The sequence below is a fragment of the Nocardia sp. NPDC059154 genome (genome assembly GCF_042755705.1).
Classification (GTDB): Bacteria; Actinomycetota; Actinomycetes; order Mycobacteriales; family Mycobacteriaceae; genus Nocardia.
This window is the reverse complement of record NZ_JBHZCS010000001.1, coordinates 1-24,892: the sequence shown is the minus strand read 5'-3', so window position 1 is coordinate 24,892 and position 24,892 is coordinate 1. Positions and strand designations below refer to the sequence as shown.

At 66.3% G+C, this 24,892-nt stretch carries 24 protein-coding genes and 1 tRNA gene; 11 read left to right on the top strand and 14 right to left on the bottom strand.

Going from position 1 to position 24,892, the window contains the following annotated elements; all coding sequences use genetic code 11:
- Positions 1-86: 86 nt before the first annotated feature.
- Positions 87-1,067, bottom strand: coding sequence for a LuxR C-terminal-related transcriptional regulator (locus ACFXN1_RS00125; RefSeq protein ID WP_379394399.1), 981 nt, complete (start codon positions 1,065-1,067; stop codon positions 87-89).
- Positions 1,068-1,126: 59 nt separating this feature from the next.
- Complete coding sequence (locus ACFXN1_RS00120) at positions 1,127-1,966, bottom strand: M23 family metallopeptidase (RefSeq protein ID WP_379394397.1); 840 nt, start codon at positions 1,964-1,966, stop codon at positions 1,127-1,129.
- A gap of 197 nt (positions 1,967-2,163) precedes the next feature.
- Between ACFXN1_RS00120 and ACFXN1_RS00115 the strand changes: the two genes are divergently transcribed.
- A complete protein-coding gene (locus ACFXN1_RS00115) occupies positions 2,164-3,207 on the top strand; it encodes a nitronate monooxygenase (RefSeq protein WP_379443695.1) in 1,044 nt (347 codons plus the stop codon).
- Between the two features lie 57 nt (positions 3,208-3,264).
- Entirely contained in the window at positions 3,265-3,657 is a 393-nt protein-coding gene (locus ACFXN1_RS00110) for an SCO5389 family protein (protein ID WP_354830660.1), read from the top strand.
- 81 nt (positions 3,658-3,738) lie between these two features.
- On the opposite strand, the gene ACFXN1_RS00105 is transcribed toward ACFXN1_RS00110, so the two are convergent.
- Positions 3,739-5,304: a protein kinase gene (locus ACFXN1_RS00105; RefSeq protein WP_379443696.1), complete on the bottom strand. Its 1,566-nt coding sequence runs from the start codon at positions 5,302-5,304 to the stop codon at positions 3,739-3,741.
- Positions 5,305-5,402: 98 nt separating this feature from the next.
- Positions 5,403-7,022 (bottom strand): acyl-CoA synthetase, encoded by a 1,620-nt coding sequence (locus tag ACFXN1_RS00100; protein WP_379443697.1) that lies wholly within the window; start codon positions 7,020-7,022, stop codon positions 5,403-5,405.
- A gap of 218 nt (positions 7,023-7,240) precedes the next feature.
- Here ACFXN1_RS00100 and ACFXN1_RS00095 point away from each other — a divergent pair, with 218 nt between their 5' ends.
- Positions 7,241-8,050 carry a class I SAM-dependent methyltransferase gene (locus tag ACFXN1_RS00095; protein ID WP_379394389.1) on the top strand — a complete coding sequence of 270 codons (810 nt, stop codon included), beginning with the start codon at positions 7,241-7,243 and terminating at the stop codon, positions 8,048-8,050.
- 20 nt (positions 8,051-8,070) lie between these two features.
- On the opposite strand, the gene ACFXN1_RS00090 is transcribed toward ACFXN1_RS00095, so the two are convergent.
- Positions 8,071-9,006: a helix-turn-helix domain-containing protein gene (locus ACFXN1_RS00090; RefSeq protein ID WP_379443698.1), complete on the bottom strand. Its 936-nt coding sequence runs from the start codon at positions 9,004-9,006 to the stop codon at positions 8,071-8,073.
- A 71-nt stretch (positions 9,007-9,077) separates the two neighbouring features.
- Between ACFXN1_RS00090 and ACFXN1_RS00085 the strand changes: the two genes are divergently transcribed.
- Positions 9,078-9,413: a cupin domain-containing protein gene (locus ACFXN1_RS00085; RefSeq protein WP_379443699.1), complete on the top strand. Its 336-nt coding sequence runs from the start codon at positions 9,078-9,080 to the stop codon at positions 9,411-9,413.
- 112 nt (positions 9,414-9,525) lie between these two features.
- Complete coding sequence (locus ACFXN1_RS00080; protein WP_379443700.1) at positions 9,526-9,906, top strand: YybH family protein; 381 nt, start codon at positions 9,526-9,528, stop codon at positions 9,904-9,906.
- Positions 9,907-9,975: 69 nt separating this feature from the next.
- Here the strand turns inward: ACFXN1_RS00080 and ACFXN1_RS00075 are convergent, their stop codons facing one another.
- Positions 9,976-11,613 (bottom strand): long-chain fatty acid--CoA ligase, encoded by a 1,638-nt coding sequence (locus ACFXN1_RS00075; protein WP_379446305.1) that lies wholly within the window; start codon positions 11,611-11,613, stop codon positions 9,976-9,978.
- Positions 11,614-12,156: 543 nt separating this feature from the next.
- Here ACFXN1_RS00075 and ACFXN1_RS00070 point away from each other — a divergent pair.
- Entirely contained in the window at positions 12,157-13,626 is a 1,470-nt protein-coding gene (locus ACFXN1_RS00070) for a flavin-containing monooxygenase (protein WP_379446304.1), read from the top strand.
- A 139-nt stretch (positions 13,627-13,765) separates the two neighbouring features.
- Positions 13,766-13,838 (top strand) — tRNA-Arg (locus tag ACFXN1_RS00065).
- 23 nt (positions 13,839-13,861) lie between these two features.
- Here the strand turns inward: ACFXN1_RS00065 and ACFXN1_RS00060 are convergent.
- Genes ACFXN1_RS00060 through ACFXN1_RS00035 form a run of 6 tightly spaced genes read right to left on the bottom strand, consistent with a single transcriptional unit; the run spans position 13,862 to position 18,472 of the window.
- Entirely contained in the window at positions 13,862-15,064 is a 1,203-nt protein-coding gene (locus ACFXN1_RS00060; RefSeq protein WP_379446303.1) for a tyrosine-type recombinase/integrase, read from the bottom strand.
- A 4-nt stretch (positions 15,065-15,068) separates the two neighbouring features.
- Positions 15,069-15,422, bottom strand: a complete 354-nt coding sequence (locus ACFXN1_RS00055) for a helix-turn-helix transcriptional regulator (RefSeq protein ID WP_379446301.1) — start codon at positions 15,420-15,422, stop codon at positions 15,069-15,071.
- Positions 15,422-16,144 (bottom strand): hypothetical protein, encoded by a 723-nt coding sequence (locus tag ACFXN1_RS00050; protein ID WP_379446300.1) that lies wholly within the window; start codon positions 16,142-16,144, stop codon positions 15,422-15,424. Before ACFXN1_RS00050 ends, ACFXN1_RS00055 begins: the two co-directional genes overlap by 1 nt.
- Positions 16,141-17,142: a hypothetical protein gene (locus ACFXN1_RS00045; RefSeq protein WP_379446298.1), complete on the bottom strand. Its 1,002-nt coding sequence runs from the start codon at positions 17,140-17,142 to the stop codon at positions 16,141-16,143. The genes ACFXN1_RS00050 and ACFXN1_RS00045 overlap by 4 nt, the downstream gene beginning before the upstream one ends.
- Positions 17,139-17,771, bottom strand: a complete 633-nt coding sequence (locus tag ACFXN1_RS00040; protein ID WP_379446297.1) for a hypothetical protein — start codon at positions 17,769-17,771, stop codon at positions 17,139-17,141. Before ACFXN1_RS00040 ends, ACFXN1_RS00045 begins: the two co-directional genes overlap by 4 nt.
- Complete coding sequence (locus tag ACFXN1_RS00035; protein ID WP_379446295.1) at positions 17,768-18,472, bottom strand: hypothetical protein; 705 nt, start codon at positions 18,470-18,472, stop codon at positions 17,768-17,770. Before ACFXN1_RS00035 ends, ACFXN1_RS00040 begins: the two co-directional genes overlap by 4 nt.
- 326 nt (positions 18,473-18,798) lie before the next feature.
- Here ACFXN1_RS00035 and ACFXN1_RS00030 point away from each other — a divergent pair, with 326 nt between their 5' ends.
- The 4 genes from ACFXN1_RS00030 to ACFXN1_RS00015 all read left to right on the top strand — a co-directional run bounded on the left by ACFXN1_RS00030 (position 18,799) and on the right by ACFXN1_RS00015 (position 21,760).
- Complete coding sequence (locus ACFXN1_RS00030) at positions 18,799-19,644, top strand: GntR family transcriptional regulator (protein WP_379446509.1); 846 nt, start codon at positions 18,799-18,801, stop codon at positions 19,642-19,644.
- Positions 19,641-20,294 (top strand): HAD family hydrolase, encoded by a 654-nt coding sequence (locus ACFXN1_RS00025; RefSeq protein WP_379446510.1) that lies wholly within the window; start codon positions 19,641-19,643, stop codon positions 20,292-20,294. The genes ACFXN1_RS00030 and ACFXN1_RS00025 overlap by 4 nt, the downstream gene beginning before the upstream one ends.
- A 543-nt stretch (positions 20,295-20,837) precedes the next feature.
- A complete protein-coding gene (locus ACFXN1_RS00020) occupies positions 20,838-21,149 on the top strand; it encodes a PadR family transcriptional regulator (RefSeq protein WP_379446511.1) in 312 nt (103 codons plus the stop codon).
- Complete coding sequence (locus tag ACFXN1_RS00015; RefSeq protein ID WP_379446512.1) at positions 21,146-21,760, top strand: hypothetical protein; 615 nt, start codon at positions 21,146-21,148, stop codon at positions 21,758-21,760. The genes ACFXN1_RS00020 and ACFXN1_RS00015 overlap by 4 nt, the downstream gene beginning before the upstream one ends.
- 268 nt (positions 21,761-22,028) lie before the next feature.
- Here ACFXN1_RS00015 and ACFXN1_RS00010 read toward each other — a convergent pair whose 3' ends face one another.
- Positions 22,029-22,721: a hypothetical protein gene (locus ACFXN1_RS00010; protein WP_379446513.1), complete on the bottom strand. Its 693-nt coding sequence runs from the start codon at positions 22,719-22,721 to the stop codon at positions 22,029-22,031.
- Between the two features lie 1,892 nt (positions 22,722-24,613).
- Positions 24,614-24,892: hypothetical protein (locus ACFXN1_RS00005; RefSeq protein WP_379463455.1), on the bottom strand; the 279-nt coding region annotated here is incomplete at its 5' end.

The following is a 24,892-nucleotide window of genomic DNA, read 5'->3' as shown; positions in this document are numbered from 1 at the left end:
CGCGCGCGGCCTCGAGCGGCCCGAGCACAGTGACTATCGCTGAGCAGCAATGATTGTTGCTATGAAGTGACTTGCACCACAGTGGATCAGAGCCAGCCGCGGCGTGTCGCCTGCACGCCGGCCTGGAACCGCGTGCTGGCGCCCAGGCGCTCGAGCAGACTCGCGGTGCGGCGCACCACCGTTCGGCGTGAGAGACCGAGCCGGCGGGCGATGGTGTCGTCGGTGGCGCCCATGCTCATCAGCGTCAGGATGGCCTTGTCGCGCTCGTCGAGGGCTTCGGCCGGGTTCACCGAGATCGGCGTGGCCAGCAGCCACAGCGAGTCGAAGGTCTTGACCAGCAGGTCCAATGTGGGCGACGGACCGACGCGCACGCCCATGGGGTCGCCGCGGCGCTCGTCGGTGTGCAGCACCAGCACCGCGCGCCGGTCGTCGGCGACGATCAGCTTCATGGGCGGGTCGGGCAGCGTACGCGCTTGCGCCCCAATCGCATTGGTGGCCAGGACGTGGCGCAGCCGCTCCGGGTCCTGGTAGATGGTCTCCTGGTACAGGGTGCGGTAGGCGATGCCCGCGGTGATGCGCGAAGACTTCAGCTCGAACATCCGCTCCTCGGTCTCCACATCGGAGAGGAACGGGCCGCGCTCCACCACCTTCACGCAGGCGTGCGCGGTGTGCTGCAGGTCCTCGAAATCGGCCAGCAGCTGGCGGCGTTCATAGACCGCCACCACCGCGCCGTCGGCATCGGTGGTGCGGCGCACCGAGCGGAAGGTCTCGCCCAGGCGCGCGGCGGCCGACTGCATGCGCAGCATGTCCTGATTGCGCCGGCGAGTCTCGGCCTCCGACAAGGCTTCCGGCGCGTGCGCGTCGAAACGCACCACGCCCTTGCCGTCGGTGAGGCGCACCGCGGCCTCGAGCTGGCACAGCGCCTCCAGCGCGGCCTCGGCCACGCGCGGCGGGATGGTCAGCCGCTCGGCCACCTCGAGCACGGTCGAGCGCGGGTGCTGCACGAGCACCGCGTAGGAGCGGCCGGGCACGGAGGCCGGGTCGAAGAGGTCGTCCAGTGTCGTCACCGCACCCACCGGTGGGCGCCGGTCCGGAAAGCGTCCGGTCGAGGGCAGCGGTGAACGGTCTACTGGTCCGGTCCCCACTGCTGCTGCATGAGAACGCCCTTGCTGGCTAGCCATGGCAGCGGATCCATCTTGTTGTCGGCGGCGTCCCAGATCTCGAGGTGCAGATGGGGACCTGTGGAGTTTCCGCGGTTTCCCACGGAGGCGATGACATCGCCGGTGTTCACCCGCTGGCCGACGGTCACGTACATGTCGTTGACGTGGCCATAGACCGCGGTGGTGCCGTCGTCCTGCTTGACGCGCACCCAGAGGCCGAAGCCCGAGGCGGGGCCGGCGGAGATGACCTCGCCGCCCATGACCGAGTGGATCGGCGTGCCGATCGGGTCGGCGAAGTCGATGCCGTAATGCATTGCGCCCCAGCGCATGCCGAAGCCGGAGGTGAGCTGGCCGTCGACCGGCTTGACAACGTTCGGGCCCGGGTTCAGCTGCTGCTGGAGGTTCTTGAGGGTCTGCTCGGCCTGCTGCAGCGGCGCGGAGACCTCCGGCGGCAGGTTCTGCAGGCCGAACGGGGCCGGGTCGGGCGTGGTGGCCGCGATCGGCTGGGCCTGCGGGGTCTGCGCCGCGGGGGCGGAGTCCCTGGCCTGCTTCAGATCGAGGTCGGCCTGCTCGACCGGGGCGACGTCCTCGCCGATGGTGGCGGGCTGCTCGTCGTGCGTGGGTAGCAGCGGCGCGGCGTGCGCCAGGGCCGGGACCAGCTGCGTTCCGGTGCCGATCAGGGCGCCGGCGGCGACGGCCACACCCGCGGCGGTCTTCACGCGCTCGGCGGTGGAGGGTTCGGCCCGGTGGCGTCGGCGCGACATGGTGACAGTGGTGCCCGCACCGGAATCACCGAGCAGATCCATGACTGTGACAGAGTTCGCGGTCGTTCGATGGTGCGGCACTGCAAGTCCTAGCGTTCGGGGGTCCGGTAACGATTCGGCATCGCTGTGACGGAAACAGTACTCGCTCGTGACCAATTCGCAACCTTTTGTGCGATAACGCCAGGTCGAGTGCTCGAACCCTTGGTCACAAACCGTAACCGAAGGCGCACACTTGCGAGATGGTTCTCGACGAGTTGGATACGCCGATCGTTCTTGCCCCCATGGCGGGCGGACCGTCCACCCCCGATCTGGCCGCGGCCGTGACCGAGGCCGGTGGGCTGGGCTTCGTGGCCGCCGGATACCTGCCCGCGAGTGAATTGGCCGCCCGGATCAAGGCCACGCGGGCGCTGACCTCCGGGGCGTTCGGGGTCAATCTGTTCTATCCGTCCGAACCGAGTCCGACCGATCGGTTCGATACATATATAAGGACGCTGGCGGCCGAGTTCCCGGTCGGCGAGGCCCGCTACGACAGCGACGACTGGGCCGCAAAGCTGGACCTGCTGATCGCCGATCCGGTTCCGGTGGTGTCCAGCACCTTCGGCTGCCCGACCGCCGGGGAGATCGCGCGCCTGCACGCGGCCGGGTCCGAGGTGTGGGTGACGGTCACGACCGTGGCCGAGGCCCGGCAAGCGGTCGCCGCGGGCGCGGACGTGCTGATCGCACAGGGCGCGGAGGCGGGCGGGCACCGCGGCGTCTTCGTCGACGATCCGGCCGACGACCTCACCGACCCGCTGGGGCTGCTGACGCTGCTGCAACTGCTGCGCGCCGAGGTGGACACACCGATCGTGGCGGCGGGCGGCATCGCGACCGGGGCGGCGGTCGCGGGGGTGTTGTGCGCGGGCGCGGCGGCGGCGCAGCTCGGCACCGCGTTCCTGCGCTGCCCCGAGGCCGGGACCGCGCCGGTTGTCCGGAAGGCCATCGCCGAGCCGATACCGACCATGCTGACCCGCGCCTTCACCGGGCGGCGGGCGCGCGGGCTGCGCAACCGGTTCATGGTGGAACACCCCGACGCTCCGGTCGCCTACCCCGAGATCCATTACGCCACCGGGCCTTTGCGAGCGGCCGCGCGGGCGGCGGGCAACGCCGACGAGGTGAATCTCTGGGCTGGTCAGGCACATTCGCTGGCGCCCGAGCTACCGGCGGGCGAGCTGGTGCGCACACTGTCGGCGGATGCGAAAAATGCTCTGGAACGGGTACTTTCGCTGCGAATTCAGAGTTATTGACAACGTTTTTCATCTACAATCGGCTGACACCTTCCGCCATCCCATGAGGAGAGCGATATGTCACTCGACGTACCTACCGCACTACTCGAGCGCGCCGAACGCGGCGAAGTCAGCGACGCAGAGTTCGTCGAATGCGTCCGTAATTCGCTGCCCTACGCCTACGAGGTCGTCAGCCGGGTAGCCGCCGACCTGCGTTCCGGCACGGCGGAATACGCCGACAACACCATTCCCCCGCCGGACGAGACCGCCCGTGGCCAGCTGTTGCGCGCCATGGCCTCGGACGCCATCCGCGGCGGCCTGGAACGCCACTTCGGCATCAAGCTCGCCTTCCAGAACTGTCACCGGGTGGCGGCCTTCCCACTCACCTCGGTCGGCGGCGACACCTACACCACCTTCATCTCCACCCGCGCCCAGCTGCTCAACCAGAGCCCGGAACTCCGCAACTGCTGAGCGCACCTCGCTGATTCGGCGCGACCGGCCAACCCGGCCGCGCCGATCCGCGTTCGCACCCGGCACACCCGCGATCCGGTTTCAGCGGCGGCGCGAACGAAACCTCTTGACCTCACGCCACCCCAGCCACACGAACACCGCCAGCGGTGCGACGAATACCACCAGCGCGACGATGGTCGCGACGAAATCCGTCACACCGCCCTTGGTCTCGGTGACCAGCACGTCGATACCCGCCGCGGTGAAGAGCCCGAAGAACGCGATGAGCAGCACCAGCAGGATCCACCACAACACCCGACCGGCGCTGATCCGCACGGGCCGTACCGAATTCCCCGCGCCGTAGGCCGGCATGCCGTCACCGGGCAATCGTGCGACGACTCCCGGATGAGCCGTTGCGCCCCAGGACATTCCGGCGGAGGCGACCGGCGGCTGTCCAGAATGGGGTCGAGGCACACGTTCGGAGACCGGCCCGACCATCGATCCCGGCATACCGCCGGGCGGCGGCGTTGCGCCCCAGACCAGGTCACCGGAACCGCCCGGAATCGGTGCGCGGTCTTGGGGTTGCGACGGATAGCCGGCTCCGGCCGTTCCGCTCCCCGGCCGCCCGGGCGGTGGCGGCATCGCACCGCCTGGGATTCCGCCGTACGGGGTCGCGCCCGCGGCCAACCCACCCGGCGGAGGTGTCAGCGCGGTCGGGATGCGGTTGCCGGGCGACGATGCGGGAGCCCCTGGCGGCGTCGGATATTGCCGCCCGCCCGCCGCGCCATAGCTCGGAAACGGTTCCGGGCTATCCCATTTGGCAGTCGGCGGGGCCGGGCCGGTGCGCGGGGCGGGCCGGGAGTCCAGAGCGGCGCGGGCGGCCGCTGCCAGGGCTCCGGCGCTCTGGAAGCGGCGGTCCGGGTCCTTGGCCAGGCCGCGCGCGATGACGGCGTCGAGGGCGGCGGGGATCAGCGAGTTGTGGTCGCTGGCGCGGGGCGGGTCGGTGGTGAGGTGGGCGGCCATCTGCTGGACGGGATCTGCCTGGGTGAAAGGCTTGGTGCCGACCAGGGTTTCGTAGAGCAGGCAGGCCAGCGAGTACACGTCGGAGCGGAGGTCCTCGGTGCCGGAGTAGCGCTCGGGGGCCATGTAGGCCCAGGTGCCCACTGCCACACCGGTACTGGTGATGGTGGCCTGGCCGACGCCGCGGGCGATGCCGAAGTCGATGAGGTAGGCGAAGCCGTTGGGGAGGGTGAGGACGTTGGAGGGCTTCACATCCCGGTGCACCAGGCCCGCCCGGTGCGCGATGTCGAGGGCTTCGGCGATCTGGGTGATGAGGTCGACCGCGCGGTCGGGTGGGAGCGATCCCACCTCGCGCAGGGTCTTGCTCAGATCGGCGCCTTCGATCAACTCCATGTCGATGTACAGGCGGCCGTCGAGTTCGCCGAAAGCGTGGATGGGCACCACATGCGGTCCGCGCAGTCGCGCGGCCAGCCGGGCCTCGCGTTCGAACCGCCGCCGGTAGTCCTGGTCGGTGGCGAGCTCAACGGGGAGCAGCTTCAGTGCGACTTCCCGTTCGAGGTGCGTGTCCTCGGCCAGCCACACCTGGCCCATGCCGCCCCGCCCGATCAGCTCGACGAGTCGATAGTGGCCGAGATTGCCTGCCCCCGGCACCTGCCCTCCCCCATGCTCTACCGCGTACTGCGAGGTGCCCAGCATACGACCCCGGGCAGGGAATCACACGGTTCCGAATCCCCCGAATCGCTGTCGGCTCAGGCCTCCCGGAGCTTGCGCTTGAGCACCTTGCCGGTGGGGTTGCGGGGCAGTTCGGCCAGGAAGACCACCTCGCGGGGGACCTTGTAGCGGGCCAGATTGGCCTTCACGAAGTCCTTGATCTCGAGCTCGCTGAGCTGGTGACCGTCGTGCACGACCACGAAAGCCTCGAGGCGCGCGCCGAATTGCTCGTCGGGGACGCCGAGAACGGCCGCCTCCCGTACCGACGGGTGAGTGTAGAGCAGTTCCTCGACCTCCACCGGGAAGACGTTCTCACCACCGGAGACGATCATGTCGTCGTCGCGGCCGTCGATGAAAAGCCTGCCCGCGCTGTCGAAGTGGCCGACATCGCCGGAGGACATGAGGCCGCGGATGACCTCCTTGTGGCCGCCGCCGGTGTAGCCCTCGAACTGGATGGTGTTCCCGACGAAGATGCGGCCGGTGGCGCCGGCCGGCACCCGGCGGCCCCGATCGTCGAGGATCTCCACCCGCGCCCCCAGCACCGGCCGGCCCACACAACCGGGCTCCTCGGCCAGGTCCTCGGGCGTGGCGATGGTGGCGTAGGCGACCTCCGTCGACCCGTACAGGTTGTAGACGACCGGCCCGAAGGCCGCCGTCACCTCCCGGCACAGGTGCGCGCCCAGCTGGGAGCCCGCGACGAAAATGATGCGCAGCGCGGACAAATCGTGCCCGGTGAGCGCGCGGCCGCCCAGGTCGATCATGCGGGCCAGCATGACCGGGACGACGATCGCCGTGGTGGCCCCGTGTCGCGCCATGGAGTCGATGGCGGCCTGCGGGTCGAAGCGGCGGCGGATCACCAGGGTGGAGCCGAAGCCGAGAGTCAGCATGGCGCAGGCGAATCCGAGCGTATGGAACATGGGGGCGCAGCACTCGGTCACCTCGTTCACCCGGAACGGGACCTTGGACAGCAGACCGCCCAGCGGCAGCAGCGATTTCGGCTCGGGGCGCGGCGCGCCCTTGGGGGTGCCGGTGGTCCCGCTGGTCAGCAGGATGATCTTCGGTTCCGCGCCGGGCGCGGGCGGCGCGTCGGGCGAGCCGGTCTCGATGAGGAATCCGAGGCTGTCCTCGCGTGGCTGCTCGGTCCAGGCCCGGTAGCTTCCGCGCCGCGGGCTCACCTCGTCGAGCATGGGCGCGTACTCGTCGTCGTAGACGAGCAGGTCGGTGCCCTCGCGGGTGGCGACGTCGCGAATCTGCGGGCCCGCGAAATCGGTATTGAGCAGGATGATCCGGGCCCCGCACTTGGCGGCGGCGAAGATCGCGTCCAGCAGGCCGCGGTGATTGCGGGCCAGGATCGCCACGCCCTCATGGGGTTTCAGGCCGCGCTCGCGCCAGGCGTTGGCCAGCCGATTCGACCGGTCCTCCAGTTCGGCGAAGGTCAGCTCGCCCAGCTCGTCGATGACCGCGACCCGCCCGCCGTACCGGGCCGCCGACAACCGCAGCCCGGCCGCCAGCGTGCCGTAGCGCAGCATGGCCGTGGCCGCCGACAGCAGCACCGCCGGCGATTCCAGCCGGGCCAGCCCGGCCTCCAGCGCCAGCCGCGCCGATTCTGCCTCCAGGTAGGCCCGCTCCCCCACCGACCTGATCAGCCCGAGCGTCATGCGCGGCCACCCCCGGCCTGCGTGATCGGCGGTACCTTCCTCGCCGTGACCGGCCGTGCGGCCTGCGCGCGTGTCGATTCCACCCGGACCTCCTCGTCCACCCCTGCAGATTGCGGGCATCTGCCCTCAAACTAACGGTACGGACCCGGAGCCGCGACCGGAACCTCTCTGCCGCAGGCTCCGGTCCTGGCGTCCGGGTCGTGCCTATAGTGGCGACCGTGACAGATCCGTTGTCGGCGAACCGGCGGAACTGGGATGCCCGGGCGGGCATTCACGCCGCCAGCAGCTTCTACCGCGACCGGGATTCCAGCTACTGGTTCGCGCCGTTCGAGTGGGACGCCCTCGGCGACGTGCGCGACCTCGACGTGGTGCATCTGCAATGCCATCTCGGCACGGAGACAATCGAATTCGCGCGGCGGGGAGCCCGCGCGGTGGGCCTGGACTTCTCGGCCGAATCGGTGCGCCACGCCCGCGAACTGGCCGGGGGCGCGGTCGACTACGTCTGCGCGGACGTCTACCACGCGCGGGAAGCCCTGGGCGAGCGCACCTTCGACATCGCCTACACCGGCAAGGGCGCGCTCTGCTATCTCCCCGACCTGCCCCGCTGGGCGCGCGAAATCGCCGGCCTGCTGCGGCCGGGCGGCCTGCTCTACCTGGTGGAATTCCACCCGCTGCTGCACGCCCTCGGCCCCACCCCGCCGCCGGGTGTCGACCCGGGACAGCTTGTGCTGCACGACGATTACCTCGCCGGCCGCGGCGCCCAGCGCCGCGACAGCGCCCACACCTATACCGACGGCCCCGACCTCAGCACCGACACCACCGCCTACGAATGGCGTCACGGCCTCGGCGAAGTCATCAACGCCCTGCTGGCGGCGGGCCTGCGCATCACCGGCCTCACCGAGACCCACACCCTCCCGTGGCCCCGCTGGCCCCAGATGATCCGGACCGAAACCGGCTGGTGGCGACTCCCTCCCACCGACCCCATCATCCCGGTGCTCTACGGCCTGTCCGCGGTCAGGGACGCCTAGCCCGCGGCGGTACCGGCCGCTCACGAGATCCGGAAGGCCCGGCGGTACGCGCCCGGAGTCGTCCCCACCTGTGCGCGGAAACGACGGCGCAGGTTCACCGCCGAGACGAGACCGACGCGAGTCGCGATGGCGTCCACCGGCAGGTCCGTGTCCTCCAGCAGCGTGCGGGCCGCCGCCACCCGGCGCGCGAGCAACCATGCACCGGGACTCGTGCCGAGCCGATCGTCGAAGCTGCGGGCCAGCGTGCGGGGCGAGACATTGAGGTGAGCGGCCATGTCGCGCACCGAGAGTGGGGATCCGAGCCGGCCCTCCACCCAGTCGAGCAGGCCGTCCAGCAGGTCGGAGGGCGGGGGCGTCGGCGCGTATTGGGTCTGGCCGCCTTCACGGTGCGGCGGCATCACCATGTGCCGGGCGAGCAGTGCGGCGTGGGCGGCACCGTGATCGCGGCGGACCAGGTGCAGGCACAGATCGATGCCCGCGCCCGCGCCGGCGCTGGTGGCGACGTCGCCATGGTCGACGTAGAGGACGTCCGGTTGCACGCGAATCCGGGGAAACTCCGCCTGCAGCCTGTCGGCGCGCGCCCAGTGCGTGGTGGCGGCCCTGCCGTCGAGTAATCCCGTGCGCGCCAGGGCGAATACCCCCTGGCAGATCGTGACGATTCGAGCACCGCGGCCGTGCGCCCGCAGCAGCGCGCGATGCACAGTGTCGGAGAGCGGCGCCTCCACCGGCGTCCAGCCCGGAATTATCACAGTGTCGGCGGAGGCCAGCGCCGCAAGCCCGTCCGCCACATCCAGCGAGTACCCGGCCGTCGTGGGCACCGGTCCCGGCGTCTCGGTGCACACCCCGAATTCGTAGTAGTTCGGCACACCTTCCCGTTTGGTGCCGAATACCTCTGCGGCACAGCCGAGCTCGAAGGTCGACTGGACCGGCCGCACCAGAGCCGTCACGCGATGCATGGCAGAAAAGTACCCTATAATGTCTTTTCTGACACTGTGCCGCCCATGCTGCGCACGGCACCGTGGTCGGCATGACTTCCGAAATCCTCACCCAGCCCGGCTACATCTCGGCCTCCGTCACGGAATCCCCTGTGCGCGAGATCTTCCCGGGCATCCGGGTGCGTGCCCTCTGGACGGGACCGAACGGCGCGAGCGCCAATGTCGTCGAGCTGGACCCGAACGCCTCCTGGCACGGTCGCGACGTCCATGAGCCCGGACCCGAAGAGGTGTACGTGGTTTCGGGCGTCTTCAACGACGGCGCGCGCGACTACCCCGCCGGAACCTTCCTGCACGCCCCTGCCGGTTCCTGGCACGTCCCCTCGACGGTCACCGGCTGCACCCTGTTCGTCTTCTACCCGGAGGGCTAGCCGAACCACGATTGTCCACTTTTGACCATGACGCGTCCCCTTTCGACCTCGCCCGGGCCGCCGCCGCAGACCAGCATGGAAAGCGTCGATCCGACCACGAAAGGACCAGGTCATGGCCACCCAGATCACCGATCCCGCCCAGCTGCCAAGGGTTTTCGAGGAGCGCCTGAACGCGGGCGACGTGGCGGGGGTGCTCTCGCTCTTCGCCCCGGGCGCGACCATGCGCACCACCACCGGAGCCGTCATTTCCGGCTCGGACGCCCTGCGTCAGGAGATCAGCGGCACGGTCGCCGCCCACGGACAGCTCACCAACAACAGCAAGCATCTGCTGATCGGCGGCGACGCAGCCCTGCTGGTCACCAACTGGACCCTGGAGATCGACGCGCCCGACGGCACGCGAGTCTCGCCCACCGGCACCACCGCGAATATCGCCCGGCAGCTCGAGAACGGGGAATGGCGATTCGCCGTCCTGAATCCGCTCGGGACGGCGTGAAGCGCTGCGACACAGCGCATTCGGCCGACCGGCGGGTGCCCCCTCGTGCCGAGGGCCCACCCGGGTGGGTCAGGACAGCGTGACGACGGTCAGCGAGCCGTCGGCGTGCTGGGCACGCAGGCGCTTCTTGTCGAACTTGCCGACACTGGTCTTGGGGACCTCGGCGATGAAGCACCAGTGCTCGGGCAGCTGCCACTTGGCGAACTTGGGGGCCAGGAAGTCGCGCAGCTCTTCGGGTTTGGCCTCGGTGCCCTCGACCAGGACGATGGCGACCAGGGGGCGCTCGTCCCACCTCGCGTCCGGGATGCCGATGACGGCGGCCTCGGCCACGGCCGGGTGACCCATGACGGCGTTCTCCAGGTCCACCGACGAAATCCATTCGCCGCCGGACTTGATGACGTCCTTGGAGCGGTCGACCAGGGTGAGGTAGCCATTGGGGCTGATCTTGCCGACGTCGCCGGTGCGCAGCCAGCCGTCGTGGAACTTGTCGGGATCGACCTCGCCGCCCGACGGCGCGTAGTAGGCGCCGGTGATCCACGGGCCGCGAACTTCCAACTCGCCCAGGGCCTCTCCGTCGTTCGGCAGCACCGAACCGTCATCGCCGACCAGGCGCGCCTGCACGCCGGCCGGGAAGCGGCCCTGGGTGTAGCGGTAGCTCCAGGCCTCCTCGCCCTCGGCGCCGGCGGGCGGGTGCGCCACCGAACCCAGCGGCGAGGTCTCGGTCATGCCCCAGGCGTGCAGCAGCTTCACGCCGTGCCGCTCCTCGAAGGCCCGCATCATCGACGGCGGGACCGCCGCGCCGCCGACCACACAGGTACGCAGGTGCGAGATGTCCTGCGGCTGCGCCTGCAGCCCGGCCAGCACGCCGCCCCAGATGGTCGGGACCGCGGCGGCGAAGGTCGGCTTCGCCTCGGCCATCATCTCCAGCAGCGGTGCGGGCTGCAGGAAACGGTCCGGCATCAGCACATTCGCGCCCGACATGAGCGCGGCGTACGGAATGCCCCAGGCATTGGCGTGGAACAGCGGCACGATGGCCAGCACGGTGTCGGCCGCGGTGAAGCCCATGCCGTTGGGTGAGATCACCTGCATGGCGTGCAGCCAGTTCGACCGGTGCGAGTAGACGACGCCCTTGGGGTCGCCGGTGGTGCCGGAGGTGTAGCACATGCCGGCGGCGGAACGCTCGTCGATGACCGGGTAGTCGTAGGTGTCGGGCTGGGCGTCGAGCAGCTCCCGGTAGGAGTGCACGGTGACGCCCTCGGGGGCCTGCAGCGCGGCGGCATCGCCATTGGCGACGATGACGTGGCGCACCGTCTTCAGGTTCGGCAGGTACTGCGCGAACATCGGCAGCAGCGAGCCGTCCACGATGACGACCTGATCCTCGGCGTGGTTGGCCACGTACACCAGCTGCTCGGGGAAGAGCCGGATGTTCAGCGCGTGCAGCACCGCGCCCATGGCGGGCACCGCGATGTAGGCGACCATGTGCTCGTTGTTGTTCCACATGAACGTGCCGACCCGGTCACCGACGCCGATACCCAGGTCACGCAGGGCATTGGCGAGCCGGGCCGCATCCTGGCCGACCTCGCGATAGGTCTGGGTGCGTAAGCCGTCACCGGTCCAGGTGGAGACGTGGCTGTCGCCCTGGAAGGTGGAGGCATAGCGCAGCAGCGTCGCGAGTGACAGCTGCTCGTCCTGCATGGTGCTCAACATTTCCCAACCGCTCCTTGCATGTACCTACTGGAGAGTGAACTGAGTCACTTGCGGCGAGCCTAGCCGATTCGGACATACACAGGTCAGGGCCCGAACTGACGGCATGGCGACCTCAGTCCGGGGCCGGTGAGCTGGCGAAATATTCGAGCTGCGGGCGGCGAACCCCACCCTCGCCGCCCGCAGCCCGTAGCCGACCCGCCGCCGCCCAACACGACGACCAGCCGGCTCCGCAATCCTGATCAGCGTCACGACCTGCTGACGACGCCCCCTGCGGCGGCGCAGAATAGCCAATCACTAACCAGGACAAGTAAATTGGAGCAAGAACTTCCGTGAATATATTGAGTGTGACACCGGGCTGTCCAGTCGAGGACAGCGTCGCAGGTCAGACGGCGCTCACTGACCCGGACAGCGGGCCGTGAGAGCGGCCTTCCCATGATTGCCAGGGGTGAATCCGGACTCACCCGCCCGACATGACCGAAAATACGGATTCACTGTCCGGCGATGTCTGCAGGACCAGCGGGAATACGCCCTACCGTTGCTGATATGCAGCGAGAGCCCTCCATTCTGATCATCGGTGCCGGATTCGCCGGGCTGGGCATGGCGCTGGAATTGCAACGCCACGGCCTGACCAACTTCACCATCCTGGAGCAGGCCGCCGACCTCGGCGGCGTCTGGCGCGAGAACACCTACCCGGGCGCCGCCTGCGATGTGCCCTCGCCGCTGTACTCGTGGTCGTTCGAGCCGAAATCCGATTGGCCGCGCCGGTTCTCGCAGCAGGCCGACATCCACGCGTACATGCGCACCGTCGCGGAGAAGCACGACCTGCCGGCCAAGATCGAGTTCGGCACCGAGGTGGTGGACGCCGAATTCGACGAGCAGGGCGGCCGGTGGCGGGTCCGCACCGCCGACGGCGTCACCCACCTCGCCGACGTCCTCATCCCCGCCGTCGGGCAGCTCTCCCGCCCCGCGATGCCGAATCTCCCCGGCATCGACACCTTCACCGGCGCGGCCTTCCACTCCGCCGAGTGGGATCACTCGGTCGATCTGACGGGCAAGCGGGTGGCGTGCATCGGCACGGGAGCCAGTGCCATCCAATACATTCCGGCCATCCAGCCGAGGGTCGAACACCTCACGCTGTTCCAGCGCTCGGCCGCCTGGGTAATGCCGAAGTTCGACACCGAGTACACCCCGCTGCACCACGCGCTGTTCAAGTACGTGCCCGGGACGCGGCTGGCCGAGCGATTCGCCATCTGGACCTTCTTCGAGGTGATGGCGCTGGCGCTCACCGACATTCCCGCCATCAAGCATCCGGTGATCGCCGTCGCGGACCGGCATCGCAACCAGCAGGTGACCGATGAGGCGCTGCGCGCCAAGCTGACTCCGGACTACGCCGCCGGCTGCAAGCGCGGCCTGTTCTCCAACGAGTACTTCCCCGCACTGACCCAGGACAATGTCACCGTGGAGACCACCGCCATCGAAGCGGTGACGCCCAACGGAATTCGCACGGCCGACGGCGTCGAGCATCCCGTCGACGTCATCGTCTACGGCACCGGCTTCAAGGGCACCGAGTTCCTCGCCCCCATGAATATCTATGGCCTGCAAGGCCGCAAACTCGCCGACGAATGGTCCCCCGAGGGCGCCCGCGCCTTCCTCGGCATGTCGGTCCCCGGCTTCCCCAACCTGTTCATGATGTACGGCCCGAACACCAACGTCGGCTCCGGCTCCATCATCTACATGCTGGAGTCCCAGGCCCGCTATATCCGCCAGGTCATCGACTACCTCTCCGCCCGCCCCGGCCACGTCCTCTCGCCCCGCCCCGACGCCGAAAAGTCCTGGGACGACTGGCTGCAGCGCCGGCTGAAGGACACCCCCTGGAACTTCTGCTCCAGCTGGTACCGAAATGCCTCCGGCCGCATCACCAACAACTGGCCCGGTGCCACCCTCCTCTTCCGCTGGAAGACAAGCAGATTCGCACCGTCGGACTACGACGAGAGCCGACCCGCGGGCCGCTAGCGACTCCAGGCCGGGCTCGCCGCGCCCACCACCCCGCCGATCAGCCGACTCCACCATCCCGACCACGAATGCGACCCCCGGCCCCCCGACCAGGTAGACTCCCCGACGTCCCGGACGGGCCTCCCGCCCGGCACGTCCAGCCCTCGTAGCTCAGGGGATAGAGCACCGCTCTCCTAAAGCGGGTGTCGCAGGTTCGAATCCTGCCGAGGGCACACTTACGGCGCAGGTCAGAGCCCTAAATCCCGCCAGTCGAGCGGAGAGTTTCCCCTTGGGTACGCAGAGAGTACGCAGCGGCGAACTCGATACGGGCGGTGTCCAGTCGGCTCGCGACTTCGTCCAGGTCGTCATCGAACAAGTCCGCGTACACGTCGAGAGTTGTGCTCGGCTTGTCGTGACCGAGCATCCGCTGTACCGCGAGCACCGACGCGCCCTGAGAGACCGCCAGCGAGGCTGCGGTATGACGCATTTCGTGAGGGGTAAGGCCAGGTAGCCCAGCCTTTGTCGCGGCCTTCTCCCACCAATCCCGGCGCATATTCCGCACCCTAAGCACGGCACCGTGCGGCGAGGTGAAGACCTCGGCATCCGGGCGCTTGCCCTCCAGGTGCAGCCCGAGTGGTTCGGCCAGGAATGCCGGAAACGGCACGCTCCGGCGCTGATGATCTTTTGGGGCCTTGGTGACGAGTACGCCGTCGACTTCGGTGATCGTGCGTTCAATCTGGAACCGGCGGCGCAGCATGTGCACGTTGCTCGCCTGCAACCCCGCCAACTCAGCGAACCGAAGCCCGCAGTACGCAAGCACCATCACCGCGAGCCAGTTCCGGCCGGCGCATTCGGCGAGCCGTTCGACCTCCAGGCCGGATAGGTAGCGACGGGAGGCGAGGCGCTGCTTCGGACGGTTCACGGTCACACATGGGTTGATCGCGATCCGCCGCGTGACGACCGCGTAGTCGCAGATCTGGGACAGCACCCCGAGGTTCTTGCGGACCGTGCCTCCGGCGACACCGGTATCGGTCTGGGAGGAGACCCAGTCTTGGATGGCTTCGTGAGTCAGGTCCAGCAATCGCGTCTGGCCCCAAGTCGGTTTGATGTGCTTTCGGACGATGGACTCATATCGGGAGCGAGTCGAGGTTTCCCAGTCAGGGTTGCTCGCCAACCATGCGTCCGCCAGGGTCGTGACCGTGACCCGCCCGGCGGATGGAGGCGCGTGGACGCCGGTGACGACCGCGGCCGTTTGGCCGTCGAGCCAGCCTTGTGCGTCGGCCTTCCGGGCGAACCGCTTCGAGTGTTCCTTGCCGTTGGCGTCGACGTAGCGGGCGCGCCACCGTTTGCCCTTGCCGTACAGCAATGACGGAACGCGCCGCGTCTGGCCGTCCTGGTCGCGCTTGGTCTTGTACCAGAGGTCTTCGACCCCGGCGCGGCGGTTCCGTCGTGCTGTCATGGGACTACGCCACCCCGCCGGTCGCGGATTCCTGTTCGGCGATCCAGGCCAGGATCACGCTCTTGCGCCACACGCGGCGGCGGCCGAGCTTGAAACTCACGGGGCCCGAACCGATGTGCGCCCAGTAGCGCCACGTGGACGCGGGGATGCCGGTGAGTTCTTCGCAGTCTTTTGCCTGGAGGTAGCGGTCGTCGTTCATGAAATGTCCTCGGGGAGTAGTGGTCTGGGCGGTTGTGTTGGAGGTGGTGCGCAGGGTGTCGCGCGGTGCGTAGGAGCTGTCGCGCGCGGTGCGCAAGCTGTCGCGGTGTGCGCTATCGGTGCGACGCGTGTCGCACGGGGTGTCGCGGGGCTGTCGCATCAGTGCGCACCACCTGTCGCACGGTGTCGCAGTGGGAAGACGACGCCCTTGCCGGAGCGCTTCGGCGCACGGTGCTTCGCGATCAGCGAACCCAGGTCTATCGCCATGAAGTCCAGGTCAGACTCATAACGCAGGACCTGTCGCGCGATGGCGACAGCAGTGTCGGGGCGGATGTAGCCGCCGCACACGTACAGGACTTCGGCGCACTGGTCGCGTCGCGCTTGGTCGCGCATCGTGTGGAGGCGGTGCGAGAATTCTTCCGGTGTCAGATACCGGGTGGTATCGACTTTGACCGCTACGCACTGCCAGTCCGGCCGCATCAGCCGACCGTCATAGGGATACGGGCCGCGTCCGGGTGTGTCGTGTCGCATGATGCGCTCGGACATCCACTCATGCGACGCGCACGCATCCAATGCGACGCGGGTTTGGGCAACCGCGCGGCAATGCTCGGCCCACATCGGTGAGGGCTGCCAGTCGCCGGTCCGCCAGCCCAACGCCCACGTCGATGCAGCGGGCTTGAGGACCACCCATTTCGGTCCGGCGTCCACTTCTACCAGTGGGTGAATCAGGTTGGCGTCGAGCAGCTTGCCGACCAGGTCGTAGGTTTGGGTGCGGCCCAACTTGAGGTAGTGGCCGAGTACGTCGAGTTGCATGGCGCGCATTTCGGCCAGGGCGACCACCGCGCGCACGTCGCGGTGGGTGAGGGTTTCAGTGTTGATCATGATGCATCCTTGGAAGTTCGAGTTTTGGTGCGGCGCTTGCGTTTCGTGGCGCGCCGGATGAGGAAGTCGGCCCATTCGTCGTCGAAGTCACCGATGGCCAATGCCAGCTCCTTGCGGTTGCTCAACTCGGCCGGCAGGCGTTTCACGGCCGCGTGGACGCCGTCGAGGACCCCCGCGGAGCGGCACAGGTAGAGCAGGCCGACGACCTTCTCCGGGGTGGCGTCGCGGGCAGCCCGCAGCGCTCCGCGCAGGGCGGTGTCCATGACGTCGGCAGACTTGCGGGTGAGTTCGACTTCGAGGGCCCACCACCCGTGCAGACCGTCGAGTTCCCCGAGGAACCGCCCGTCATGGACATGGGAGACACCGCCGCGCGGGTTGCGGCTGGTGCTGAATTCCTTGTGCTTGGAACTGGATTCGCGGGCAGCGATCTCGGCGCGATGCCACAGGACCCGCTCGGGAATCCAGCGTTCGAGATCGTCACCGACGAGCATGATCCGGGCTTGGGCGACCGCGCGATGGTGTTCGGCCTGCTTCACCGAGGGCCGGAACTCCCGCACCGGGAACCCCAGGATCCGGGACTCGGTGCCCCTGGTGAGCAGCACCCACTTTTCCCCCGCCCGGATCTTCTCCAGATCGCGGACGATCTTCTCCTCGCGCAGTTCCTTGACCAGTACGTAGGTGTGGTTCTTGTCTAGGTCCAGGAACCAGCCCAGGACATCGAGCTGCATGCCGCCCTGCTCTGCGAGCGCGGTCACCGCCGCGGACTTCCGCATCGTCGATCGCGGAGACCGTTCCTTCCGCAGCAGGTCTTGCACGGTGCTGCGGGCCAGACCGACACGGCGCCCGATCTCGCTGTGGCCGAGGCCGGCCGCCCGCAAGGCCGCGATTTCGCCCAGGACGTTTTCGACCTGGCGGGCGGTGATCCCCAACGTGTTGGCGATGTCGCGGTAGCCTCGCCCGTCTGAGCGCAGGCCCAGAATGATCGCATCGTCTGTCACCGCGACCGCCTCCGATCCACCGCCGGACGCGCCGGCGCCTCCACCGAAGGGTCGCGAACGTTGTCGCGGTGGATGTCGCGTTCCTTCAGGGGCGCGGTGTCCGCGCCGATCCAGGACATCAGTGACCGCACCCGCGCATCGATCGCGGCCGTCACTTCCCGCTGATCCCGGACACGACCAGAACCGACCACCGAGTCAGGTGATCCATTTGGAACATCTACGTGAGCCGCGACTCGCAGTTCTCGGTCCAAAGATCGTGCAGTAGCCGGTTTTTCGATCGATTCGACCGACACCGGGCGTTCCGGCGCGACAGGCAGGTGCTGTCCAGTTTTCTCCACAACGACCGGCGAGGTAGCGGGTGCGAACAGTTCGTCGGCGGTGTGGCCGGGCAGCATCGCTTCCAGAACCGCGCAGTGATCCGGCCGCGGCAGCCCTTTCAGGTCACCGGCGAGCCATTTGTAGAACTGCGCCTTCGCGGGACCGTCCAACCCACCCAAGTTGCGATTGATCTTCCGCGCAGCCCTGTTGTACTCGCGCTGAAACACCTTGTGGGTATCCCAATGCTTCTCCCGCAGAAGCCGTTTCAACTCCGTCCCGCCATCGAGATTGCGGGCAGCGTCGTCGTTCACCGTGACCGCCTCCGATCCACCGCCGGACGCGCCGGCGCTTCAACCGAAGGGCCGCGAACATTGTCACGGTGGATGTCGCGCTCCTTGATCGGCGCAGTATCACAACCGATCCAGCTCATGAGCGAACGCACCCGTGCATCGATGGCCTCAGTCACTTCCCGCTGATCACGAGGCTGCACGAAACCGACCACAGAGTCAGGTGATTCATGTGAATCACCTGCGTGATCCGCCCGCAGATTTCGGCCCGCGACATCCGCCGACGTACGGAAACCGACCCCCGAGTCACGTGAGTCAGATGGCTCAGGTGGTTCACTGTGAACCACCTGCTGCCGATCGTCGGACCGCGGCAGGTGCTGTCCAGTTTTCTGGACGCTGACCAACGGGGTGGCGGGTGCGAACAGCTCGTCCACGGTGTAGCCGGGCAACATCTCCTCCAGAACCCGGCAATGATCAGGGAACGGAAGGCTTTTCACCTCACCGGTCAGCCACCGATAGAACTGTGCCTTGGCCGGGGCATGCCCGACCATCTCCGAATCGATCCGGGCGGCCGCCTTGTCATACTCACGACAGAACGCGCTGTGAGTCTGCCAATGCCGTTTCCTCAGAAGCGCTCTCAGCTCCGTACCCGGACCCAATCGACGCGTCCGATCCGAAGCGTCCGCACTGACCCGGCCTTCGTTGTGGTTCATCACGACCGCCACCGATCCGCTGTCGGGCGCGTCGCTTCCCTCCGTTGTGGTCTGGGTTCCGATATCCCCGCTGATAGAGGCTGGTTCGGCACCAGCACACTGCGTTCTACACTGGACATGCTTCAGGGACCTTTCGTCCTTGAGGTGGGAAATTGCTGAAGCGGGTGCAACCGCTTTGGTGTTGGCTCCCCGGCAGCTGGACACTGCCGGGGAGTGTTCTTGGCCAAGCTTTCTAGCTTGCCTAGACAAGTTGATCGTAGCGCACCGCGCTGGCCAACGCAGCTGATTCATCTAGGTTGCCTAGAAAACTTCTGGCCCAAAGGACTAGGGTGTGTCGCATGGACGCACTTGATCCCGACGACCCTCGTCCGCCTTACCTTCAGGTGGCGAATGTGCTGCGCGCCGCGATCTTGACGCGGAAGCTGGCGCCCGGTGAAAAGCTTCCGTCCGGACCGCAGCTGGCGGAACGGTACGGCGTAGCCCGCATGACTGTTCAGCAGGCGATTCGAGTACTCCGAGACGAAGGTCTGGTTGTCTCTCGGCAGGGAAGTGGCGTATACGTCCGCGAGCGCACGGAACGTCCTGTTGGGCTCCGCCCGCACATTGAGCGGGCATTCGAAGAGGCCTCTGTGACAATAGATTTCGCCGGGTTTTCGGGTGAGACGCTGCATGGTGCGATTGCCGAACCGATCGATAAGATCCGTGACGGGCGTCTTCGGCCTGAGTCTCTGACTGTGCGGCTATTGGTTCCCGACACATCCTCACCCTGGTCGCTGCCATCGCGGGTTGATGACCTTGGGGACAGTCCGGCGTTCCGGAAGCGCGCGACCCGGATCATGGAGCGGCACGCACTCGCGGTGGTGGATGCCGTCAACGAACTCGCCGAGCTGGAGTTGGTCGCAAGTGCGTCTGCGCAGGTCCGCACCTATCCGGCGGTCCCGCTCTTCAAGCTGTACATCTTGAATGCTTCCCGAGCGTTCTACGGCTATTACCCAGTCCGCGAGCACAAGCTTCAGTTGGATGGTGAAGCCGAGGCGATTTGGGACCTCATGGGTAAGGACGCAACGCTTTTCGAGTTCGCGCAGGATGCCGACCCGGATGGCAAGGAGAGCCAGTTCGTGAAGCAGTCGCAGATGTGGTTCGACAGCATCTGGACCACTGTGGCCAGGGACTATCAGCGTTGACGACCGCCGCAGACCTTTCGAAAGGCCGCGGAATCCTGCTGCTCGACTTCGACGGGCCTATCTGTGCCGTGTTCTCCGGGATCTCCAACCGAGAAGCGGCGCAGCAGCTTTTGGCCGGCATCAATGCTTCAGCACCGGACCATGTTCAGAAGAGCAGCGATCCGTTCGACATCCTCTACTTCGCCGCAACACTCGGTGTGGTGGAGGCCGAAGCGACCGAACGCCGCTTCAGGGAGATTGAACTGGAGGCCGTCCGGCTTGCCCAACCCACGGATGGCGCGGCCGAAGTGATTGAACGGTTCGCGACGGATGGCCACCGCGTCGCGGTCGTCAGCAACAACTCATCGGCTGCCATTGAGGCGTTCATGATCCAGCACGATCTACGCGGCCTGGTCCGCGGTGTGTATGGCCGCGACAGCGCCGACCTGTCGCACTTGAAGCCCGATCCGTACCTACTGAATCAGGCCGTTGCGGGTCTCAGCGTCACCCCGGAGGACTGCGTGTTCGTGGGTGATTCAGTATCAGACGTCCTTGCGGCACAGGCTGCTGAGATCGCATGCATAGCCTTTGCGAACCGCCCGGAGAAGGTCGCCAGGCTCGCCGCGCACTCGCCAGCAGCCATGATCACGAGCATGGCGCAGCTGCTCTAGCTGCCGGAAGAGTGCCGGGACAGTGCCGGGACCAAGCCGGGACAGTGCCGGGACCAAACCATCCGGCATCAATCCGGGGAATCGCTCCCGCCCATGCCCTCTGATCTGCGCCTTCGGCGCAGGGCTCTTGTCTCTCGTGCTCCTGATTACCTCCCGCTTCGCTGAAGGTAATCAGGAGCACGAGAGACAAGAGCCAGTTTGGGTCCAGAGTGCATGGTCGGGAGCGATTGAGAGAGTGAGAGATTCAGACAGAAGGACCACAAGGGGGACCACAAAGGGAGAGTTGCGTTGGGCGTGGATGTCAGGTTGGCATGTGAGTTGCGTTGGGGGAGGACCACAAAAGAGAGGGCTTGGAAGCGAATCTTTGCGTTGATCGGTGGGGCGCGTCTCGGAGGATGACCACAACGAAGGGATCGCCTCTTACGCGGGCGAGTGAAGTCACCTCGTAATCGGTGTCCAGTTTTCTGAACACCGAGGCGACGGGGACCACCGCGAGGGAGTCCACCGCTTGTAGGTCATAAATGACCTATGTAAGATAAGGGTATGAGGAAGACGCGCAGCCTCGTCCAGGTGGCGGCCGTGCTGCTAGCGGAGCCCAACGGGCGACACTGGGGCTATGACCTAATCAAGCAGTCCGGGGAACGCTCGGCCGTCGTCTACCCGATGCTCACCAAGATGCTCAACGAGGGCTGGCTTACGGACGGCTGGGAGGATCCGGCCGCGATCACCGAGAAGCGCCCGCCGCGGCGGTACTACGAACTGACCGACGAGGGCAAGTATCAGCTCGGAGCCATGCTGCGCTCGGCTTACGCGGACAAGCGATTCTCTTCAATGAATCTGGGATGGGCCCAGTGATTGAACTTCTCGATGCCATCGCGTCGTGGCCAACGTTCGCCGCTGTCGTTGGCGTGTTCGGGTTCGCGCCGGGCTTTGTTCTCCGCTTGATTGTTCAGCTCTACCCAAAGGAGAGTCCCAGGCGGAGGGAGCTGGTAGCTGAACTTTACGCGGTACCTCGCTTGATGCGGCCCCTTTTCGTCGCTGAACAGATGGAAACCGCACTCTTTGAAGGTTTTTCAGAACGCTCGACGCTCCGTCTGGAACGGCGTGCGATGGAATGGCGGCGGCAGTGGCTAGCCTCTTGGATGCCAGTGCACCTCAAAAGTCTTGGATCTCTGCTTGCGCGAGACGAATACGCGGCCGCGGACGCGGACGCGGACGCGCGAGTTCTCATCCGGATTGCCACCAAGCCTAAAGTGATTGCACGTTACGGACGCTATCGCCGTGTCGACATGTCGTTCTCGTTGGAGGAAATCCGCAAGCTGGACTTAGAGGCGTTGATACTGAACGTTGTCGGCAACAGAACGTTCCAGATAGCGATGAGCTTTGAGCATGGCCGGACGAGATGCCAGATGTGGGCCAATTCTGGGGGCAAGCAACTGTACTTGGGCATAGAGCCAAGTCGGTAGAGGGGGATGCCCCCCAGGGACAGCGGGTACGCAGCACGTACGCAGCGGGAACAGCAGTAGCCCTAAGTCGTCAACGCCCCCAACGATCAGTTTGCAGGTCAGTCCAAGGTTTCAACGGCCACATAAACAGCAAGAACCGCTGGTGGCAGTACGGGCCCTACTTCGTCACAGGTTGTCTGCCAACGGCCGCACTAGCCTGCCCCCTGTACATCTCCGATGTGGTGAGCCGAAAGACCTCAGGCCCGTGAGAGGGACTCAAGGTCACCTCTTACGCGGGGAGCTCCTCAGGCAATGCCTTCAACTGCCCTTCGCGGAAGGCAACCAACTGCTCGTCGACTCGCTCACACAGTCTCGACACGAAGGATGCCCATGACCGAACACCAGAAAGATTGAGCGATCCCGGAGTCGTACCGCGATGGACGATCTCACCTCGGATCCGGACTAGCTCCGAGATGTCCTTCCGGACAGCGGTATTGGTCTTCTTCTGCCATCTGATGCCGTACAGAGGGCTGTAGCCCAGTACCTCGTTGAATAGGCTCTCCACGTTCGAAACACTCGCGGTATTGAACCCGTACCGCCCTTGAGCGTCGCCATAGATTCTCGCCTCGGCGAGTTGAATGACGGTGTCGCCCCATGCCTCACCAACGAATGCCCAGGGGCTAGGCTTCAGGCCAACCACCCACTGCTGCAAAGCTTCTGGAAGCTCTTCAGGGCTGCCGTGCCGGACGAAGTACCGAACAGACTCCAGGAGGCTTTCCTCGACGTACACCTCCCATGCCGTATAGCAGAGCGCGACACACGATCGGAGGAGAGGCCCGTAGCCGGCACCGGCGGGGCGGCCAGGCTTCGGATCCTTGTTGTTCGGGTGGTGATCCAGCAAGGAGTCAACGTCACTTAGCAGTGCCTTGGCTGCATCAAGCGCAGCCAGGGATGGCTCGGTCACTTCGTAGTGCCCTTCCATGCAGATTGCTTGAGTTACAAGTCTGACCCCTGCATGATCGACTTTGCAAGATCGTTACCGTCGCTCATCGAGCCTTGCCGAGGCCGGGCAACCCGCCCCCAACCGTCCGGACGGAATCGCCGCGGTCCGCAGTCCGAGACCGGCGATCGGCCACCTCACCAGCGCGGGCCCTCTCCCGCCGCCGAAGTTCCCTGGATTCGGCTTTCGCAGCCAGCTTCCGCGCAGATCTCCTAGCACGGCCTTCCTCTGCGTTCTTCTCGTTCCAACAGGTCCCGCACCGTGTGATGCCGGGAGGTCGCGGCCCTACTGAAAGGTCAGGTGCAATCGAGGCACCACACAAGGTCATCGCATCACGCCCATGACCCACGATGTGACCTCTATCGGCAAACACCACCCACTGCCACTCGGGCAACTCCGAGTCCGGACGTCCTCCCATGCCGCCGGATCGTATCGGCCATGTACCGAGCATCGGAAGCCGTTCGTCCGCAGTCGGTCCGCAGCAGCTTCAGACTCCCCCTGTTCGAACCCAACCTCACCAACGTCGGAACAGCTGGCCAGAGCCGCCCTGCCAACCAGCTCAACACCGACCGAACCCGACAAAGCACGCAAGATCCTCGTTCGGGACGAAGCGGTCGAGGGTCCGTCCCGATCAACCGCGCCGCCATATTTCGCGCGTCGGAAGGTCGGCGTCGTGGCGTCGAAGTCGAGGTACCAACGCGACTGCCCAAACAAATTCTGTTGGCTCGTGGGTGTCCAGTTTTCTGGACACCCACGGAGACGACAACGAAGGGGGGATCACGCCAGCATTGACGCTTACCGCTCAGGGCGCGATCTGAGGCCACAGTTCATCTGCGGTGGAGCCAGATTTTTAGCGTCACCACCACGAACCCGCCTCCCGCGGCCAGGACTGCTCCAGCTGCAGGCCCGACGAAGACCGCCAGGATTACGACGGTGGCAAGGATCGCCAGCAAAGCGACAAGGTCGACCACCGCCCTGTGGCCGGACCTCCGAAAGTTCGAAGAATCGGAGTGCTGGTCGCCGGAAAGATTGGTTACGCTCATAGATGCCTCAAGGTTCTGTTTCGCATACGGACGTGTTGACGGCAGAAGCTGCCCCTACCTGCTGGAACAGGTAGGGGCAGCACTCATTTGAGTGCGGAACAATTGGATCACGCCCCAGTCGGGGATGGATGCACTTACGCTTGCCTGGTGTCACGCGGCCTTGGAAGTCGACAACTTAAGCTGCTGCGTGACCTGGACTTCCACCTGAGAGTGTTCGGCCGTGGACGGAACCGTTTCATGTATCACGACCCACGTAGCGGGTACTGGGTCAAGGTCGCTGAGCTGCAGGACGGCAGTGGAGATCGCGCCGAGAGGTCGAGTAGCCGCCGCAGTGTTCGCAGCCTAGGGAACCGCGGATTGGTGGAATGGAAGCTAGTAGATGTACTCGTGCCCCAGTCAGATCCGCAGTACGCGAAGACGCACCATGTCCGGCGGAAACTCTTGGTTGCGAGAGTCACAGACGCCGGTTTGGAGGTTCTCGCGAACCAGCTCGAGCAGTCGTAAGGTTCGCAGCCCCATTCGCCCGCCAGTACGCCGCCGGTACGCAACGGCCCTCAATGCCGCCAACGTTCTCGATACCAACACCAAAATCGGCTGGTCAGAGCACCGACTCGTGCAACGTCAGCTTCCGTCATAATCATCAAACGTCGAGAAGGTCAACCTCGAAAACTGTTGTGCTGCAACGCTTCAAATCGCAACTTGCCGACTGGTCAGTGTTGCATCAGGACCGTGTTCAGCCATCTGCGTCCACCGTCGCACGCCCGGCGCCGCCGACGATCGATGCCGGTGATCGATTGTGTCTGAATCCCCCCGGTTTTGATGCCAATGCCGTTAACTTACGCGCCGATGTAGCAGGATCTCGGCAGGCTCTGGGTGATTGATGTTCTTGTGCTGCACTGTTTTTCGCGGGAATTTGTGGCGTCCGGCACGTTTGGTGACTCGGGGATAGCTGCGTTGGCGGCGGGGTGGGTTGGGGCGTTCGGCGATCTCGGCGACGGCGTCGGCGGTGGTGATGGCGAGCCGGTCAGGGGGAAAAACCCGCTTGCCCGCCGACGTGGCGGCGGACAACGCGCAGGGTGCGGACGAACGACAGCCGTAGCGGATCGACCG